An 18,274-nucleotide genomic window follows, 5' to 3' on the forward strand; every position below is an offset into this window, starting at 1 on the left:
CAAAGAAGAAAGAGTACATGAAGGGGTTTGTAGAAGCTTCCGCTCGACACCTGCGGGAAAGCGAGACGGCCGAGACTCCGCAGAGAGCAAAGCGCACGAGGAGGCTTGAACGCGAGCCCGCGGAAAGCGAGCGGTAAGCTTCGGAAAACCATGGCTTGTTATAAGTTTCTCGACAGCCTGAAAAACGCCTTCGGAATCTATGGATTCCGAAGGCGTTTTTGTTTTTTACTTGTTTGGCCAATCAGGCTTCGTCGTCAATGAATTCAGGTTCGACCTTGTCCAATTTTTCTTCTTTCAGGATGGTGTACATATTGGCCGCTTCTTCTTTTTTCGCGACTTCCTTCAGCCCATCGATACGGACGGTAACGACTTTTTGCCCGAAACGGATTTGCAGCTCATCGTTTTCTTTAATGACTGAGCTCGCTTTCGCTTTATTGCCGTTTACGGTGATGCGGCCTTGGTCAGCCACTTGCTTCGCCAATGTACGGCGCTTGATCAGGCGGGATACTTTCAGAAATTTATCGAGTCGCATAGTCAGTCTTCCTTTCTTGCCAATCGTTTGGCTTGGTTCCAGAAGTCATCCAGCTGCTCCAGCGTGTAATCACTGAAGTTTCCGGTTCCTTCTTTCACCTGCTGTTCCACGTAGCTGAAACGTCTTTGGAATTTGCGGTTTGCCTGCATCATCGCTTCTTCCGGAGATAGCTCGAAGAACCGCGCAAGATTCACCAGGGTAAACAATAGATCTCCGAGTTCATCCAACTGGCGGGCTTTGGAACCTTTCGCCACTTCCTGCTGGAACTCCTGCAATTCTTCATGGAATTTATCCCACGCACCTGCAGCATCCGGCCAGCTGAATCCGACTTTCGCCGCCTTCTTCTGGTAATTGAACGATGTGGTAAGCGAAGAGCTGAAACGGTCTTGGCCTTCCAATAAAGACGCAGCAGCAGGCTTCTCCTGCGCTTTGATTTCCTGCCAGTTGGCGACGACCTGATCGGAATCCTCCGCTGATACATCTCCGAATACATGCGGATGGCGGCGGATCATTTTGGCGCTGATGGATTCCAGCACATCCTCTAACTGGAAGTAGCCGTTATCCTGTCCGATTTGGGCATGCAGGAACACCTGCAACAATACATCGCCCAATTCGTCCGCAATCGCCTCGTCGGCGCCTTCATGAATCGCCTGAAGCAACTCATGCGCTTCCTCGATCAGATATGGGCTCAGCGACTCATGTGTCTGCTCGCGGTCCCACGGGCAGCCTTCAGGACTTCTCAGCTTCGCGATGATGCTGCGGAATGTCTGCCATTCTTTTAAACGCTGCGTTTGTTCCGCTGCCGGCGGCACATAGACAGTCGTCAGGTTATTGACTTCTGCCGAGCGGTCCAACTCATGGAGCGGCACGGTGCGCAGCACTTCGTCTGCAGACCCGGCAGCCGTCACAATGGTCACCGGGTAATCGTCCGGATATTTTTCCATCAGCGTCAATTTGACTTCAGAGGCACTGAAGCTGTCATAAACTTGTGTAATCAGCAGATGCTGCGTCATATTCACTTGATCGCTGGTCATTTCCGTGCCGTCCATCAATTGAAAGCCTTCAATCGGATCGATGCGAAGCGCACCGAACAGTGAATCGAGAAAGCTATGTCCACCTTCAATGGCTAATCGGCAAAGCCCCTGCTTTTCAGCAGCGATCAAGTTTTGCACGGTCTGCTCGGCCACCAAAGGATGCCCCGGAACAGCATAAATCACGGATGCCTGCTTCGATAAATCGATCAGGGTTTCCGCAATTTCCTCATAGACCGGGCTGAAGGCATCGTGCTTTTCATAAACCGAATCAAAGCTTTTAAACGTTACGCCTTCCTGCACCAGCTCCGTCAGTACCGGATGATCTTCGGTCCGTACATATAAATTATCTGCAGCCTTGAGCTTTTTATAGACACCCAGCGGCAACTGATCTAAATCTCCGGCACCAAGGCCGATTATGTGAATGGTGTTCATCGCTTTTCACCTTTTTTCTTTGAATTTATTGCCAATTGCAGTCCTGCCAGCTTGCGGCCGAACGGAATGATATACCATTCCTTTTCCGTGATGATGCGGCTCTTTCCGATAAGCGCCATGAATACCAGCGCACCAAGCGGAATCGCCGTAGCCGTTGTCAAGGCAGCACCCAAACGGCTGGATAGACCGTCAAACAGGTAGCCATCAGCCACAATTGACCAGCTCAGTACAACTGCCGACATAGCCAAAGCTGCGCCGAACAGCCAGATGTAATAGGAAAGCGGTGCAAACTGCAGCGGCCAGACTTTTTTGAAATAGAACACCAACCCGATGACAATCACCGCGAGGCCGATATTTCCGGCCAGCGCCGCTCCAGTCACCCCCCATTCGGGCAGCAACAACCAATTGCTGACGACTTTTACCACCAAGCCCAATGCCAGCAATAAAGCCGGAACCCTCACTTTACCGAGACCATGCAGCATCGCGGTCATGATCAACAGCAGCGACATCCAAACGATCTGCCAGCTGAAGATGATCAAAGCGCCGGATTGTTCGCGCGTTTGGAACAAGGTTTCGTTAACATAGGGCATGACGAAGGTCAGACCAACTGCAGCAGCGAAGGCAAACAGGAACGATACACGGAAAGCCAACTTGGCATACATCTCAGGTGGCCTGCCGCTGTGGTTTTTCGAAGTCCGCGCCACCAACGGAACGATTGCCAAAGTCAGTGAAGTGGCGATCAAAATTCCGAATTGCACTAATGGCTGGCCCCGGTCGTAGATGCCTTTCTGTTCCATGGCTGCAATACGCGAGAGCCCGCTTTCTTCCAGCAGACGGAATACCGTAAACGAATCCACCAGCTGGAACAGCAGCAGGATCAACGAACTCATGCTGACACTCAAACTGACAGCAGTCATTTCTTTGATGATAGGCCAGGTCTGCAGTGGTGAAGGCTGTTTATGGAAGTCTGAATGCTTGCGGAAATGGGTCAGCAGCAGAAACACCGCACCCACTCCACCGGCAACTGCACCAAACATCGCCATCTGTCCAGCGGCGTACAATGAAAAACCGCTCGAGACGACGATCCATGTCCCGACCAAAATGACCGATACGCGCAGCCCCTGCTCCATCACTTGGGCATAGGCAACCGGCGCCATGTTATTGCGCGACTGGAAATAGCCTTTCAGCACAGCGAGCGGTGCCATCAGCAGGACCGAAAAAGCGCCGACTTGCAGCAATCGATCCAATTGCTGATCGCCCATCCAGCCGGCCAGCAGCTCTGCACCAAAAAATAACAGCACGAATACCGCAATGGAAATAGCCGCCACGTAGATGAACGCGATGCGAAGAATCGCTCCATGCGCTTGTCTGCCCGTATCCGCCAGCAATTTGGAGACCGCTACCGCAAACCCATAGGAAGTCCAAATGCCGAAAATCGCGACAAACGGATAAACCTGCTGGTATATATAGAAGCCCTGGTCTCCGACAAGGTTCTGGAAAGGCACCCGGTAGACTGCACTCAATAGCTTAACGATGAATCCAGCGATCGTCAGCAGCACTGCGCCTTTCATAAATGATTTCATTGTGCCTTCATTGTTCACCGGACCCACTCATCTCTTACTTATAGTAACTAATCCAACCTAACTCACCGGTTTTGCTTCACGAAGCGATTCCGGCAAGAGTTTCATCATGCCTTCCAACACATCGAACGGATGTAGTTTCTTGGTTTTATTCTCATCGATGGACATGACCAGCTGCTGGCCGGACATGCTGAATCCGACTGCGCGGCCGTATGCAGCAGAGTCCTCCACTACTTTTCCGCCATTGATGCCGGCTGTGCCTTTTTCGCTCAATTTGACGGTGACGACTTTGCCGTGTTGCTTGATCGCTTCCACACCTACCTGGCGTGCCCATACTTTCATTCGCGCAATGCGCAGCAAGCGGTCGGTTTCATTCGGCATATCGCCGAAGCGATCGATCAATTCATCCTGCAGCTCAATCATTTCCTCTTCCGTGTCGATGCCTTTGACGCGTTTGTACATTTGGATTTTCTGATAGCCGTCGCCGATATAGGAATCCGGAATATAGGCGTCTAGATCGAGTGAAATCTCGATTTCCGGCACCACTTCTTTTTTGACTCCGGATTGGCGTTCGTCGATTGCTTCTTGCAGCATCTGTGAATACAGATCAAAGCCGACAGAATCAATGAAGCCATGCTGCTGCGAACCAAGCAGATTGCCTGCGCCGCGGATCGTCAAATCGCGCATGGCGATTTTGAAGCCGGATCCGAGCTCGGTGAATTCTTTGATGGCCATCAGGCGTTTTTCTGCAACGTCCGTCAGCACTTTGTCGCGCTGATACATGAAATACGCGTAAGCCACTCGGCTCGAACGCCCGACGCGTCCGCGCAATTGATAGAGCTGCGACAAGCCCATGCGATCGGCATTGTAAACGATTAAGGTGTTAACGTTTGGAATATCAATACCGGTTTCGATGATGGTCGTTGTCACCAAGACATCGTAATCGCCGTCAAGGAAACCTAAAATGACCGATTCCAGTTCAGTTTCACTCATTTGTCCATGGGCATAGCCAACACGTGCTTCCGGTACTAATTGTTGGATTTCCTCTACTTTCCGCGTCATATCATCTACGCGGTTATACAAATAAAACACTTGTCCGCCGCGCGCCATTTCGCGTTCGATGGCTTCACGCACGAGCGCGCCGTTATGTTCCATCACATAACTTTGCACCGGGAAACGGTTGGCCGGCGGCGTTTCGATGACGGACAGATCACGCACACCGATCATCGACATATGAAGCGTCCGCGGAATCGGCGTCGCCGTTAGCGTCAACACATCCACGTTGGTCTTCATTTGTTTGATCTTTTCCTTATGGGTCACACCAAAACGCTGTTCTTCATCAATGATCAATAACCCAAGATCTTTATACTGCATATCTTTCGATAAAATCCGATGCGTGCCGACAACTACATCAACCGACCCATTCTTCAGGCCTTTGACGGTTTCGGTCTGCTGCTTCTTGGAGCGGAAACGGCTCATCAAGCCGACCGTAATCGGGTAATCCTTGAAGCGTTCGCTCATCGTTTCAAAATGCTGCTGGGCCAATATCGTCGTCGGTACGAGGAACGCCACTTGCTTGCCGTCCAATACCGCTTTGAACGCAGCACGGATCGCCACTTCTGTTTTTCCGTATCCGACATCGCCACAGATCAGGCGGTCCATCGGCCGTTCGTTTTCCATGTCCCTCTTCACTTCATTGATTGAGCGCAGCTGGTCGACGGTTTCTTCATACGGGAACTCCGCCTCGAATTGGCGCTGCATGTCCTGCTCTTCAGAGAAAGCAAAGCCTCTCAACGCTTCCCGTTCTGCATAGAGTTTGATCAGGTCATCTGCAATATCCTGTACGGCTGCAGAGACTTTCGTGCGGGTTTTCTTCCATTCCGCGCCGCCCATCTTGTGCAGTTTCGGTTCTTTTTCTTCAGATGCAATGTATTTTTGGATCAAGTCGATTTTATCGACCGGCACGAATAATTTATCATCTGCTTTATAGACAATATGGAGATAGTCTTTATGGACCCCTCCGCTTTCCAGGGTTTCAATCCCTACAAAACGGCCGATGCCGTGATGGATGTGCACGATATAATCGCCCGGTTTGATTTCGGAGTAGCTTTTGATGCGCTCTGCATTCGTCAGTTTTTGGGCACGCGTCTTCTTCTTCGGCTGCTGCTTGAACAATTCCGAATCCGTAATGACGGTCAAACGCTGAAGCGGCATTTCAAATCCTGTCGACAGCTCGCCATCGACCAAATAGATTTTGCCGCCTTGGATTTCTGTCGAAGGTGAGGCGATTTCCGCTTCCATGTCATAATCCGCAAGAACAGCCCGCACTTTTTCCATACGGTCATCGCCTTGTGCCACGATGAAGATCTGGAACTTCCCTAGGGTCCAGCGTTCCATCTCCGCTTTCAACAGATGCATTTGCCCGTGAAAGGATTGCATCGGCTTACATGAGAAAGCGATGGACTTTTTGACCGAAACCATTGGGAATGTCCGGACGAATAAAGACAGGAAAGTTACCTTTTGCTGAAGTTTCGTCATCATTTCACGGAAAGTATACGTTAACGGAACATCATGAAGAAACTTCCCTTCTTCCAGAAGCGAGACGATCCAGTCGCCTTCTTCGCGCTCCAGCGTATCCGTCATTTCCTGGATCCGCCCCAATTCATCAAAAAAGACCAATCCATTTCCCGGGAAATAATCGCCTAGAGACGCTGTTTGAGTCTCAACCAGCGACGCGTATTTCGATAGCTGTTCCGGTGTTTCGCCTTGTTTCAATAAATCGATGTCATGCTGAATATGCTGAAGCATCAAAGCTTTCGTATCGTCAGTTTTTATCTTCTTCAAACTGGCTGCGAGTTTGGCTTCCAACTTCCCTGCCAGACCGACGCGCTGGTCTTTCGACAGCACCAACTCACTCGCAGGAAGGATACACAGCGATTTGACTTTCTCAAGCGAACGCTGGTCTTCCGCTGAAAACAGACGCAAAGAGTCCACTTCCGTATCAAACAATTCGATGCGTACCGGATGTTCCAAATTCAGTGGGTAAATATCCAAGATTCCTCCACGAAGCGCAAACTCGCCTGGAGTGGTCACCATCGGTGTCCGGGAATAGCCCATCGCCACCAATTTCAACAGCCATTCCGCTGTATCAAGTTCTTCGCCTTCGGCAATACGCAAGGTGGCATAGTCCCATTGCTCTTTTGTCGGCAATAACTTCCGCATCCCCGCTACCGGCGTGATGTAAATCCCTTTTCCGACACTCTTCATATGATCGAGCGTATCGATGCGGTGAGCGCGCAGTTCAGGGCCAGAAAAAGAGACCTCGGCAGCGATCAACTCTTCCGCTGGGTAAAGGTGAACATGTTCTTCGCCGACCAGACGCACCAAATCATCGTAGACACGCTGGGCATGCAGCAAGTTTGGCGTGACGATCAATAGAGGAGTATCCGCTTCGGACCAGATTGTCTGGTAGAAAATTGGCCGCGCACTCCCAGACAAGCCGGAAATCAGCTGATGGTCTTGGCCTTTCTTTAAATCGGCGATAAAGTTCTGTGTATGGGTGTCCTCCGAGAAGGTCTTTAAAATATGGTTCATCCAACTTCCTCCTTTCAAAAACGTATAGGAAACAGAAAAAAGCTCTGAACGCCGTATGCGTCAAAGCGGTTATGCTCCATTAAATTGATTCATTACTTCGAGATACGGTTTGGAAAGCCAGCTTTCACAGGCTGCCGCGCTTTTTTTGATGGCGTCTTCCACTTCCGGACGCTCTTCTTTCGAGAATCGCTGCAGCACATAATCCGGTACCTTCATACCTGCCGGTGGACGGCTGATGCCAATGCGCAAACGGTTGAATTCCTGGGTTCCCAGATGCTGAATCAGTGACTTGATGCCGTTATGGCCGCCTGCACTGCCTTTTTGGCGCAACCGCAATTGGCCCGCCGGCAAATCAAGGTCATCGTAAATTACAATGATATCTTTCAGGTCGATGCCATAATAGTCCATCAGCGCACTGACACTCTCGCCCGACAAATTCATATAGGTCAGCGGCTTTAACAGCATCACTTTGCCTTCGGGACGATGGCTAATGGAATACATGCCTTTAAATTTGGACTGCGTCAACGGGGCGTTCCATTGGCCCGCCAAATAATCCACCACTTTAAAGCCGATATTGTGGCGCGTGTCTTCATATGCTTTACCTGGATTCCCCAAGCCGATAATCAGTTTCATACCCATCTTCCTTTGCTTTTTCACTGCCTTCTATTTTACCATAAGTGATCTTGAAACAAAAAAATAGGGACTGTCTCTCGACAGCCCCTTATTTCCTGTTCGTATTTACGCTTCTTTGTTTTCTTCTTCAGAATCGTCGCTGCCAACCACTTCTGGTTCTGCATCTTCGTCAGATACAGTTTCAAGCTCGTCCAATTCTTCTTGTGTACGAGGAGCTGTTGCCGAAACAAGGATAAAGTCGTCTTCGTCCAAGATTTCGTAAGATACAGTTCCGCGGATATCGCCGACTGTGATGGTTTCACCGATTGCAAGTTCAGTAGTATCTACTTCCAAAGCATCCGGAATATCAGAAGGTTTAACGCGAACATTTACTTCACGGTTAGGCTGTGTGATAAAGCCGCCTTCTTTTTCGCCTACTGATTCGCCTGTCAAGTGAACAGTTACTGCCACTTCTAGCTCATCTGACATATTGATCGCTAAAAAGTCAACATGCTTGAAGCTGCCTTTTAAAGCGTCCATTTGATAATCGCTCAATACAACGTTTGTAGTTGTGCCATCGATTTCAAGGCTGATTACGCCGTTACGTCCAGATTCACGCAAAGTTTTAATCAAATCAATTTCAGATACAGTTACCGGTGTCGTTTCAGTTTTAAAACCGTAAACTACGCCTGGTACATTGCCTTTCGAACGAATTTCAGTCAACGCAGAATTCTTGTTGCTGCTTTCTCTTTTTTGTGCGGTCATTTTTACAGTCATTACTTTCAGCCTCCAGTTATATTAAAAAGTACATAATTCACGATAGGTACATGACTAGTATATACCCATTTCTTATATTAATGAAACCTAGAGCATGGAAAGTTATTAGTGCCGATCAATCAAAGAGCGTGCTGACGGACTTTTGCTCATGAACACGAACAATTGTTTCGGCCAATAAACGTGCTACAGACAGCTGTTTGATCTTAGGAGATTTCTTTTCTTCAGGCAATGCAATCGAATTGGTGATGATCAATTCCTTGATAACCGAATCATTGATGCGTTGTACAGCAGGACCGGATAGCACCGGGTGTGTACAGCAGGCATAAACTTCTTTCGCACCGCTTTCGATTAAAGCACTCGCAGCGATCGAGATCGTTCCTGCTGTGTCAATGATGTCATCGATGATAATGGCTGTTTTGCCTTCTACATTTCCGACAATGTTCATGACTTCCGAGACATTCGGACGCGGACGGCGTTTATCGATGATTGCAATCGGTGCTTTCAAGCGGTCTGCCATTTTACGTGCACGTGTCACTCCACCGTGATCCGGTGAAACAATAATGACATTTTCAAGGTCAACGCCGCTTTCATTCAGGAAGTAATCAGAAAGCAATGGTACAGCCACCAAATGGTCAATCAAAATATCAAAGAATCCTTGGATTTGAGGAGCATGCAGATCAAGAACGATCACGCGTGTAGCTCCTGCAGTTTCCAGTAAGTTCGCTACTAATTTCGCTGTAATCGGCTCACGTGAACGTGCTTTACGGTCTTGTCGTGCATAACCATAATATGGAATTACGACATTGACGGTCCGGGCAGAAGCACGTTTAACGGCATCAATCATGATCAATAGCTCCATCAAGTTCTCGTTGACTGGCTGAGAAGTTGATTGCACGATAAATACATCATAACCGCGAATACTTTCTTCTATATTAATCTGGATTTCCCCATCGCTGAAATGTGTAACTGAACTTTTTCCAAGTGGAATGCCTGCGTGTTTCGAAATTTCTTCAGCCAGCTCCTGGTTCGAATTCAATGAAAAGATTTTCAATTTCGAGTTTGCATTTTGATAGCCCATTAGGTGTGAACCCTCCTATTTTTTACCGTTCAATTTGTTTGCATAGCCTTCTTTATTTTCTTGGCGCGCGCGAGCAATCGCCAATGAATCCACGGGTACATCTTTTGAAATGGTAGAACCAGCAGCCACATAAGAACCTTTTCCTACAGTGACCGGCGCAATCAGATTTGAGTTGCAGCCGATAAACGTATCGTCTTCAATGATGGTCTGGAATTTATTTTTGCCATCGTAATTTACTGTAATGGTGCCACAGCCGATATTGACGCCTGTCCCGACATGGGCATCGCCAATATAGCTTAAATGAGAAACTTTACTGTCGTTTCCGACTTCTGATTTTTTCACTTCGACAAAGTTGCCGATTTTCACATCATTGCCCAAAACGGTTTGTGGACGGATGTGTGCAAATGGCCCAACAGCAGTATCTGTGCCAATGCTGCTGTCATGGATTTCCGAGCTGCGGATTGCCGTACGGTCGCCGATTACGCTGTTGACGATTTGACTGTTTGAAGAAATGACGCAGTCTTCTCCGATTTTTGTATGGCCTTCAATCGTGACATTCGGATGGATAATCGTATCCGCTCCTATTTCAGCTTGTGCACTGATATAGGCAGTAGCCGGATCGATGATCGAAACACCGGCTCTCATATGTTTTTCAGCAATCCGTTTGCGCATGATGCCTTCAGCCTGACTCAATGCAACACGGTCATTTACACCCAATGTCTCATCAAAGCTGTCTGTAGCATAAGCAGCAACGATTTCACCTTGTTTTTGGAGGATCTCGATGACGTCAGGCAAATAATATTCACCTTGGACATTATCGTTGGAAACCAGTTTTAACGCTTCAAACAAGGCTTCATTGTCAAAGCAATAAGTGCCTGTATTGATTTCTTTCACTTGCTGCTCTTCTGGGGAAGCGTCTTTTTGCTCGACGATCTTCTCGACGATGCCAGCGCTGTTGCGAAGAATCCGTCCGTAGCCTGTCGGATTATCAGCTATCGCTGTCAGGATGGTCGCCTTTGCCTGTGTTTCAGCATGCTGATCGAGTAATGCCTGCATCGTTTCCGGTCGGATCAATGGAGTGTCTCCACAAACGACTAAAGTTGTTCCTGCCAGACCTTCAATCAATGAGGCTGTCTGTTGAACTGCATGAGCGGTCCCAAGTTGTTCCGCCTGCAGCGCATATTCACTTTTGTCACCTAGTTGCTGCTGAACTTTTTCAGCACCATGGCCGACGACAGTGACGATTTTTTCAACACCGAGCTGCTCGACATTGCCTGTTACATGCTCAACCATCGGCATGCCGCAGACTGGATGAAGCACTTTATACAATTTCGACTTCATACGGGTGCCCTGACCGGCTGCTAAAATTACTGCATATGTATTCGCCATTCCTTACCCCTCCGCTCCTGATCTGATAAGATTCCTTTTACCGATCCTATCTATTCATTTATTTATTCTATCAGTTGATAAACCCAGTTTTATCCTGGCTATATCAACTGAAAATTTAGCTTTTCCTTATTGACTATAGCGGAAAAACCTTGATTTTTCAAGGTTTCAAGGCATGACAATAACATGACAAAAAGAGTCAAATAAAAAAAGAGCCCATTTACTATACAAGGCCCCTCGATTCAGCTCCATTAAACGCCGGCATTTTCCAAGACCGATTCGCTTTCACTTTGCTCATATGCAGTTAAGACAGCTTCTTGAAGCTTTGTTCGCGCACTTGAATTGATTGGATGTGCAATGTCCCGAAACTCTCCATCGGGTGTTCTTTTACTTGGCATTGCAACAAACAATCCTTCGTTCCCATCAATTACTCTAATGTCATGGATGACGAATTCGTTATCCAGCGTGATGGAAGCGATCGCTCTCATTCGGCCATCGGTTTGTACACGTCGTAGTCTCACATCTGTTACTTCCATTCTCTCATCCCCCCTTCTCTCAGCTGCTATTTTTAAACCCTAATTATGGGTATTCGCTATAAAGGACTAATCTCCTTCATAAATTACAAAACTAATTTGAAAATTTGCTTAATAAACTGAAATAACTATCTACTTTGAAAAAAATGTCCTTCTTTGCTCTCTATCCGGGATTCTTCTCTTCCGTAAAAAGAAGCAGGCAAACTCAATTTAATGAGTCTACCTGCTTCTTTAATTCACCTTATATAGGTTTACTTGTTCACTTTTGCAATGACTTCGATTTCCACTTTTACGTCTTTTGGCAAACGTGCCACTTCAACGGTCGAACGCGCCGGTTTATGGTCGCCGAAATAAGCAGCGTAAATCTCGTTCAATTCTGCGAAATCGTTCATATCTTTAATGAAGACTGTTGTCTTGATGACTTCTCCAAGAGAAGAACCGGCCTCTGCCAGCACCGCTTTCAGATTCGAAAATACTTGATGCGTCTGTTCGGCAATGGTCCCTTCAACCAATTCTCCCGAAGCTGTCAATGGAATTTGACCTGAACTGTAGAGGATTCCTCCTGACACCACGCCTTGTGAATAAGGGCCGATCGCTGCTGCCGCTTTGTCTGTTGCTACGTAATTCATATTAAACTCCTCCATTTTCAAAGTAGTTTCCTTCTTCTAATGCAATCGTGCGTTCTTTCTCGCTGACTTCATGCAATTTGACGAGGGACAGGTATTTCTCGACAAGCCGTTCATCTGAATGTTCAGCTTCTACCAGTACCGCGACCCCTGCCAATGTACATTCGAATTCTTCCAGCAGGTTCTTCATGCCATTCATCGTCCCGCCGACTTTCATGAAGTCATCGGTGATGAGCACGCGTTGTCCGCTCTTCATGCTGCGTTTCGACAATACCATCGTCTGGATGCGGCGTGAAGATCCAGATACATAATTGATGCTGACTGTAGAACCTTCTGTAACTTTACTGTCTCTGCGAACGATGACCACCGGCACATTTAAATGACGGGCGATGGCATGGGCAATCGGGATGCCTTTTGTTGCTACCGTCATGATCACATCAATTTTTTCCTTGGCAAATGCCGTAGCAAATACTTTACCGACACGATTCATCATTTCCGGATTGCCAAGCACATCGGTCATATACAAATAACCTCCCGGCAACAGCCGGTCAGAATGGCTTAACTCTTCCATCAAGTCTGCCATGATGGCTTTTATTTCATGAGATTGAAGCTTGGGTATGTATTTAACGCCACCCGCAGCTCCTGGAACTGTCATCAGCAAACCAATTCCTTTTTCTTCGAACGTTTCTTTGACAATCCCTAAGTCTTCACTGATGGATGACTTAGCTGATTGGTACAGATCCGAAAAATAAGTCAGCGGAATCAATTTATGCGGATGTTCCAATAAAAAATGCGTCATATCGACAAGCCGTTCACTGCGCTTCCACTTCAAAACTACCCTCTCCTAAACACGAATGATTTATAGAAAACTTACCATAAATGTCCGTATTTAAGCAAGTGGCTCCCGTTCGCCGATCAACCTTACAGCATAAACTTCTGAACAAAAACCACGCAAGCCGTTATAGATCCGCGGAATACGTGCTTCCTGATGCACCAATCCAAAAACTGTCGGTCCGCTGCCGCTCATCAACACAGCATCTGCTCCAAATTTCTTCATCTGTTCTTTAATCTGTTCCACTTCCGGATACAATTTCAGCGTCACGCTTTCGAGAGCGTTGCCCAAATTGGCACACATGGCTTCATAGTCGCCATCGTTGAGCGCTTGAATCATTTCTTCCGTATTCGGATGTTGGGCTGTCTGAACATCGAATGCCCCGTAGACATCAGCTGTAGAAACTCCTAAAGTCGGCTTCGCTAGAATGACCCAGCAATTTGGCGGAGTGGGCAATTCCTGGATGATTTCTCCACGTCCTTTCGCTAATGCTGTTCCGCCATAAACGCAAAAAGAAACATCGGAACCAATTTTAGCGCCCAGCTCAGCTAGTTCATCAAGTGACAGGTTTAGTTGCCAAAGTTTGTTCAGTCCTTTTAATGTCGCCGCTGCATCACTGCTGCCTCCAGCCAAGCCGGCAGCAACCGGAATTTTTTTGTCAAGCGAGATGATGACTCCGGTCTTGATATTGAAAGTGTCTTTGATCAATTGCGCCGCCTGATAGGCAAGGTTGCGGGAATCACTCGGCACGAAGCGGTCAGCAGACTGGATATGTATGCCTTTAGCTGTCCCCATCAGCCCAATACGGTCCGATAAATCCACCGTTGTCATAATCATTTCTATTTCATGGTAGTTATCTGGACGTTTATGTAAAACATCTAATGTTAAATTAATCTTGGCAGGCGCTTTTACGTAGAGCATCCCACTGCCTCCTTTTATATTCTGATGAAGACTATTTTAACATACCGCGGGACAATGGAAAGGAATGTGCCGGCAGAAACAAAAAAACTCGCCTTCCGCTTGAATAAGCAGGAGCAAGTTTTGAAGTAACATATAAATATAATTCAATTATTTCACAACAAGTGCATCTTCAGTTCCTTCGTACACAGTAATTTCTACTGCTTCAGTTAAGATGTCTGCGTAGCTGTAAGACACGCGTTCAAATGCATGCTCTTCTTGATCTAGCTCAATCACGAACACGGAGTGATACGTTTCGCGCAGGATTCCGGCACGTTCAACCGTTTTCTTGCGACCTCCGTTTGCCTTCAAAAGCAATCGTTTTCCTAAATGTAGGTCTAACGACTTTTTAATATCCGCCAAAGTTTTGGGCATTTTGTCTACACCTCACTATAGACAAAATTCTACCATAATATGATGGAATAGTCAAGCAAATTTATAATTTTATCAGCGACTATTAGCTGCTGTCAATATTTATTTATCCGAAATATCTTTAGGTCGAAATAAGTTGTGCCGAAATTGTAACAGAATGCCGGTTTTACTGGAAATAAGCGTATAATTTATCAGCCAACAGACCAAATTCTTTGATCGACAAAGTCTCTCCACGCCGCGTTGGATCGATTTCAGCTTCTGCCAGAGCTTTCAAAATCAGCTCTTTTTTCTCTTTTCCTAAAGGCATCGCAACTTGAAGGTTGTTCAAAATAGTTTTTCTCCGCTGAACAAACGACCCTCTCGTAACGCTAAAGAAGAAGTCTTCATCAATCACTTCCACTTCAGGAACTTCCCGTTTGGTCATGAGAATAACAGCGGAATCGACATTCGGCTGTGGCAGGAAGACCGATTTAGGAACAGTCAATGCCATTTCAGCCTGTGTATAGTACTGGATGGCAATAGATAGTGATCCATAAGCTTTTGTACCAGGTTTAGCTGTAATGCGTTCAGCTACCTCTTTTTGCAGCATAACGACCATGCCGCGAATCGGCAGTTTTTCCAACAAAAGCTTTAAGATAATGGGCGTTGTGACATAATAGGGCAGATTCGCTACAACCACGATATCGTCGTAATCAGCCAATTCATTGTCGATGGCTGCCTGGACATCGGTTTTCAGAATATCAGCATGGACAATGGAAATATTATCGTATGGAGAAAGCGTGTCATCAAGCACCGGCAATAGGCGCTGGTCGATTTCAAAAGCCAGTACTTTTCCCGCTTCTCTTGCCAGATGTTCTGTCAACGCACCGATTCCTGGTCCGATTTCAATGGCCGCAGATTTTTTAGTCAATTTTGCTTGGCCGACAATTTTACGTAAAATATTGGGATCTATCAAAAAGTTCTGTCCGAGGCTCTTTTTCACTTTTAAATTGTATTTCGCCATAATCTGTTGCGTCCGAATAGGCGTGGCAATATCTTTGGTCATTGTTTTTCCTCCTGAATTAACGCTTGTACCGCTTTGATGAACTGGTCTTTGGATATACCGAACATATGAAGCCGCTTTTGAAGCTGCTTGCCATTGGTATAGCCGATCTGCAGATCGTTGCCGATTTGTATTCGACGCTGTTTGGCTTTTGGATGGGCAACGAGCCCTGCGTCGATCAAATCTTCCATTGTGATCTCTATCAGGCGCTCTTCCTGCAGCGGCGTGTAGACCGCCTGCAAGGCTTCACGGATATCTTCATCACGGGCATGTTCAATGCCTAACCCTTTGCCGTTTTTTGCAATGGTTTTTTCTTTGGGTAAAAATGCATGTTTAGCCTGAGGCACATGTTCTTCAATAATAGCACGGATACGCCGCCCAGGATAATCGGGATCCGTAAAAACAATGATGCCCCGCTTCTGTTGTGCATGAGCGATCCGCTGAAGCGTCTCTGCTGTAATGGCTGAACCGTTCGTTTCTATCGTATCCGCGTTGACTGCACGTTTAATCGCTACTGTATCGTCTTTTCCTTCAACCACGATAATTTCATTTATCTTCATATATTGGTTCCTCTTTTCAAGCTTCTTGTTTATTCTACACGCTTATGGGTACACATGTAAAAAGCTTTCCCAGGAAATATCCCGGGAAAGCCTTCAATAGAACTTACGCTAGAACTAGTTAAGGATTCTAACTTTTACTTGTTTGCGTCCGAATGACAAAGCATCGGATTTATTGGCCATAAACAAATCAATTTTGTTTCCTTTGATTGCTCCGCCAGTATCGCCAGCAATCGCATTACCGTATCCTTCAACCCATACTTTAGAACCTAACGGAATAACACTAGGGTCTACCGCAATTACTTTAAGGCCTGGATTGGCATGCAAATTGATGCCTGTCGCAGTAATTCCTGAACAGCCTGTGCAGCTTGCTGTATAAGCTGTTGCTGACACATAGAATTCTTTGCCGCCAGTCGGTTCTGCTTCTGCTGGTGCCGCTTTGGCTTTAGCTGGTGTTGCCGCTGTTTCAGCTGAAGCTGTTTTGACTACCGCTTTTTCCTTTTGCGGTGCTGCCTTCTTTTCTTCCTGAGCAGCTACGGGTGCAGCTTTCGCTTGAGCTCCACGTGAAACAGTTGCTACAACTGTTTTCGTGCCGACTGCCGTTACTTGTTTTGTTGGTTCTTTTACGACTTTTTCATTTTTAAGATCTCGTTTTACTTCTTTGCCATTTTCTTTGATGACTTCGTAGGTTTTCTTGACTACGCCATTTGCACCTTTTTGAACGACTTTTTCATTGCCTTTAAGCAAGGAATTGTCTTTTTTTGTCTCTACTGCGTATTTCACAGAATCCTCAACTACATCGGTGACCTTTTCAACGCGGACCACTTTAACTTTTGAATTTGGAAGGACCAATTCGTCCATTTCGCTTTCCACTCTGTCAAGTTTGCCCACAGAAACTTTGTGCTGTTTTAAAAAGTCAGCGACCGTAGTTGAAGTAGACCATACTTTCTTTTCTTTAAGACCATCCTGGATCGTAACTTCGTAGGCTTTCTCAACTGAAATCGTTGTCTCTTCGTCCACTTGTTCCTCTAGCGCAGGTGATACTTTATCATATTTTGTAAGCTCGATATTCGCTTTAGCTAAAATCTCTGCTACTGTATTTTCAGTTGTCCAGGCAGAAGTTGCTTCTCCGTCAACTGTTACGTTATATTGTTCTGCTGCATCCCATTCAAGAGCCAGGTCTTTATCGATCACCGTTTCTTTCGAATGGCTCAGAAAATCATGCTCCCCTGCTTCGATTTCCTGTTCCTCCAAAAACGCTCCGACCGTTTCTGCATGCGTTCTTACTTCTTCCTGCTCCCCATTAGCTGTTACAGATACTGTGTTTTTTGTACCTTCATATATAGCAAAAGTTAAAACCGCCGCGAACAACAATACGGTTGCGATTGTGACCGCCAATGATTTACCTTTGAATAATTTTGATGATTTGGTATTATTTGCTTCATTTGACAAAAATATCTCCTCCTTCTTCACCTGAGTGATTATATGGTCTCATGTTTGAACTGTCAATCAATACGAATTTCTTAATTTCCCTTTATTTGAGAAAGCTTGTAAAACTTTTCAGCGTTTCGCGTGGTCGCTTCTGCTACTTCTTCCACCGAAATTCCTTTCAGCCGCGCAATCTCTTCCGCAACCAATGGAACATAGGATGGTTCATTTCGTTTCCCACGATAAGGATGTGGGGCTAAGTATGGGGCATCCGTTTCGATCATCAGGTGATCAAGCGAAATCAACTCAGCAACTTCTTTCGGCTTTTTGGCATTTTTGAATGTTACCGGTCCCCCAAGAGAAATCATGAAGTTCATTTCTATACTTTCACGGGCTGTCTCTACACTGCCACTGAAGCAATGCATGACACCGCCTATTTCTTTCGCGTTTTCTTCCTTGAGGATTTTCAGTACGTCTTCTGTAGCTTCCCGGTTATGGATGATGATTGGCAGCTTTACTTTTTTAGCCAATCGGATCTGCTTGCGGAAAACTTCCTGCTGTACCTCTTTTGGTGATTTGTCCCAGTAGTAATCCAATCCGGTTTCCCCGATTCCCACTACCTTCGGATGAGCTGCGAGCTCTTCAATCCACTTCAAGTCTTCTTCAGTACAATCGATGGCATCAACGGGATGCCAACCAACTACTGCGAAGATGAATTCATAGGTTTCAGCCAATTCGATGGCCCGTTCGATCGTTTTTCGGTCGAAGCCGATGACTACCATTTTCTCCACATGGTTTTCTCGTGCGCGCTCAATGACTTGTGACAGGTCCTCATCATATTGGTCTGCATTTAAATGTACATGGGTATCGATAAACATCAATCATTCTCCTCACATTAAGCT

At 46.5% G+C, this 18,274-nt stretch carries 17 protein-coding genes; all 17 read right to left on the minus strand.

The genetic code is table 11. The annotated features are described in order from the left end of the window. Positions 1 to 241: 241 nt before the first annotated feature. Positions 242 to 532: an RNA-binding S4 domain-containing protein gene (locus K8U60_RS17830; protein WP_223643254.1), complete on the minus strand. Its 291-nt coding sequence runs from the start codon at positions 530 to 532 to the stop codon at positions 242 to 244. Positions 533 to 534: 2 nt separating this feature from the next. Continuing rightward, positions 535 to 1,998 (minus strand): bifunctional methyltransferase/pyrophosphohydrolase YabN, encoded by a 1,464-nt coding sequence (yabN, locus tag K8U60_RS17835; protein WP_223643256.1) that lies wholly within the window; start codon positions 1,996 to 1,998, stop codon positions 535 to 537. Then, positions 1,995 to 3,599: a putative polysaccharide biosynthesis protein gene (locus K8U60_RS17840; RefSeq protein ID WP_223643258.1), complete on the minus strand. Its 1,605-nt coding sequence runs from the start codon at positions 3,597 to 3,599 to the stop codon at positions 1,995 to 1,997. The genes yabN and K8U60_RS17840 overlap by 4 nt, the downstream gene beginning before the upstream one ends. A gap of 39 nt (positions 3,600 to 3,638) precedes the next feature. Continuing rightward, positions 3,639 to 7,172 carry a transcription-repair coupling factor gene (mfd, locus tag K8U60_RS17845; RefSeq protein ID WP_223643260.1) on the minus strand — a complete coding sequence of 1,178 codons (3,534 nt, stop codon included), beginning with the start codon at positions 7,170 to 7,172 and terminating at the stop codon, positions 3,639 to 3,641. A gap of 69 nt (positions 7,173 to 7,241) precedes the next feature. Next, positions 7,242 to 7,805, minus strand: coding sequence for an aminoacyl-tRNA hydrolase (gene pth, locus K8U60_RS17850; protein ID WP_223643262.1), 564 nt, complete (start codon positions 7,803 to 7,805; stop codon positions 7,242 to 7,244). Between the two features lie 105 nt (positions 7,806 to 7,910). Further along, a complete protein-coding gene (locus K8U60_RS17855) occupies positions 7,911 to 8,561 on the minus strand; it encodes a 50S ribosomal protein L25/general stress protein Ctc (RefSeq protein WP_223643264.1) in 651 nt (216 codons plus the stop codon). 115 nt (positions 8,562 to 8,676) lie between these two features. Beyond that, a complete protein-coding gene (locus tag K8U60_RS17860; RefSeq protein ID WP_223643266.1) occupies positions 8,677 to 9,639 on the minus strand; it encodes a ribose-phosphate diphosphokinase in 963 nt (320 codons plus the stop codon). A gap of 15 nt (positions 9,640 to 9,654) precedes the next feature. Then, on the minus strand, positions 9,655 to 11,028 hold the full coding sequence (gene glmU, locus K8U60_RS17865; RefSeq protein ID WP_223643268.1) for a bifunctional UDP-N-acetylglucosamine diphosphorylase/glucosamine-1-phosphate N-acetyltransferase GlmU: 1,374 nt from the start codon (positions 11,026 to 11,028) through the stop codon (positions 9,655 to 9,657). Positions 11,029 to 11,276: 248 nt separating this feature from the next. Then, positions 11,277 to 11,561 carry a septation regulator SpoVG gene (gene spoVG / locus K8U60_RS17870; protein WP_223643271.1) on the minus strand — a complete coding sequence of 95 codons (285 nt, stop codon included), beginning with the start codon at positions 11,559 to 11,561 and terminating at the stop codon, positions 11,277 to 11,279. Positions 11,562 to 11,809: 248 nt separating this feature from the next. Beyond that, on the minus strand, positions 11,810 to 12,187 hold the full coding sequence (locus K8U60_RS17875) for a RidA family protein (protein WP_223643273.1): 378 nt from the start codon (positions 12,185 to 12,187) through the stop codon (positions 11,810 to 11,812). Between the two features lies 1 nt (position 12,188). Continuing rightward, on the minus strand, positions 12,189 to 13,016 hold the full coding sequence (gene purR / locus K8U60_RS17880) for a pur operon repressor (protein WP_223643275.1): 828 nt from the start codon (positions 13,014 to 13,016) through the stop codon (positions 12,189 to 12,191). A 57-nt stretch (positions 13,017 to 13,073) separates the two neighbouring features. Further along, positions 13,074 to 13,937, minus strand: a complete 864-nt coding sequence (gene ispE, locus K8U60_RS17885; RefSeq protein WP_223643277.1) for a 4-(cytidine 5'-diphospho)-2-C-methyl-D-erythritol kinase — start codon at positions 13,935 to 13,937, stop codon at positions 13,074 to 13,076. 147 nt (positions 13,938 to 14,084) lie between these two features. Next, positions 14,085 to 14,348, minus strand: a complete 264-nt coding sequence (gene veg / locus K8U60_RS17890; protein WP_006830753.1) for a biofilm formation stimulator Veg — start codon at positions 14,346 to 14,348, stop codon at positions 14,085 to 14,087. A gap of 163 nt (positions 14,349 to 14,511) precedes the next feature. Continuing rightward, on the minus strand, positions 14,512 to 15,390 hold the full coding sequence (gene rsmA / locus K8U60_RS17895; RefSeq protein ID WP_223643279.1) for a 16S rRNA (adenine(1518)-N(6)/adenine(1519)-N(6))-dimethyltransferase RsmA: 879 nt from the start codon (positions 15,388 to 15,390) through the stop codon (positions 14,512 to 14,514). Beyond that, positions 15,387 to 15,947, minus strand: a complete 561-nt coding sequence (gene rnmV, locus K8U60_RS17900) for a ribonuclease M5 (protein ID WP_223643282.1) — start codon at positions 15,945 to 15,947, stop codon at positions 15,387 to 15,389. Before rnmV ends, rsmA begins: the two co-directional genes overlap by 4 nt. A 114-nt stretch (positions 15,948 to 16,061) precedes the next feature. Beyond that, positions 16,062 to 17,396, minus strand: coding sequence for a G5 and 3D domain-containing protein (locus tag K8U60_RS17905; protein WP_223643284.1), 1,335 nt, complete (start codon positions 17,394 to 17,396; stop codon positions 16,062 to 16,064). 71 nt (positions 17,397 to 17,467) lie between these two features. Next, positions 17,468 to 18,250, minus strand: coding sequence for a TatD family hydrolase (locus K8U60_RS17910; RefSeq protein WP_223643286.1), 783 nt, complete (start codon positions 18,248 to 18,250; stop codon positions 17,468 to 17,470). Positions 18,251 to 18,274: the final 24 nt, after the last annotated feature.

Source organism: Planococcus circulans (assembly GCF_020023385.1).
In the GTDB taxonomy this organism is placed as follows: Bacteria; Bacillota; Bacilli; order Bacillales_A; family Planococcaceae; genus Planococcus.

Coding starts and splice junctions, on each gene's coding strand:
- veg (WP_006830753.1), bottom strand. CDS start 14,348: ATGCCCAAAACTTTGGCGGATATTAAAAAGTCGTTAGACCTACATTTA.
- K8U60_RS17830 (WP_223643254.1), bottom strand. CDS start 532: ATGCGACTCGATAAATTTCTGAAAGTATCCCGCCTGATCAAGCGCCGT.
- rnmV (WP_223643282.1), bottom strand. CDS start 15,947: ATGAAGATAAATGAAATTATCGTGGTTGAAGGAAAAGACGATACAGTA.
- mfd (WP_223643260.1), bottom strand. CDS start 7,172: ATGAACCATATTTTAAAGACCTTCTCGGAGGACACCCATACACAGAAC.
- rsmA (WP_223643279.1), bottom strand. CDS start 15,390: ATGACCAAAGATATTGCCACGCCTATTCGGACGCAACAGATTATGGCG.
- glmU (WP_223643268.1), bottom strand. CDS start 11,028: ATGGCGAATACATATGCAGTAATTTTAGCAGCCGGTCAGGGCACCCGT.
- K8U60_RS17855 (WP_223643264.1), bottom strand. CDS start 8,561: ATGACTGTAAAAATGACCGCACAAAAAAGAGAAAGCAGCAACAAGAAT.
- K8U60_RS17875 (WP_223643273.1), bottom strand. CDS start 12,187: ATGAATTACGTAGCAACAGACAAAGCGGCAGCAGCGATCGGCCCTTAT.
- ispE (WP_223643277.1), bottom strand. CDS start 13,937: ATGCTCTACGTAAAAGCGCCTGCCAAGATTAATTTAACATTAGATGTT.
- pth (WP_223643262.1), bottom strand. CDS start 7,805: ATGAAACTGATTATCGGCTTGGGGAATCCAGGTAAAGCATATGAAGAC.
- yabN (WP_223643256.1), bottom strand. CDS start 1,998: ATGAACACCATTCACATAATCGGCCTTGGTGCCGGAGATTTAGATCAG.
- K8U60_RS17910 (WP_223643286.1), bottom strand. CDS start 18,250: ATGTTTATCGATACCCATGTACATTTAAATGCAGACCAATATGATGAG.
- spoVG (WP_223643271.1), bottom strand. CDS start 11,561: ATGGAAGTAACAGATGTGAGACTACGACGTGTACAAACCGATGGCCGA.
- K8U60_RS17860 (WP_223643266.1), bottom strand. CDS start 9,639: ATGGGCTATCAAAATGCAAACTCGAAATTGAAAATCTTTTCATTGAAT.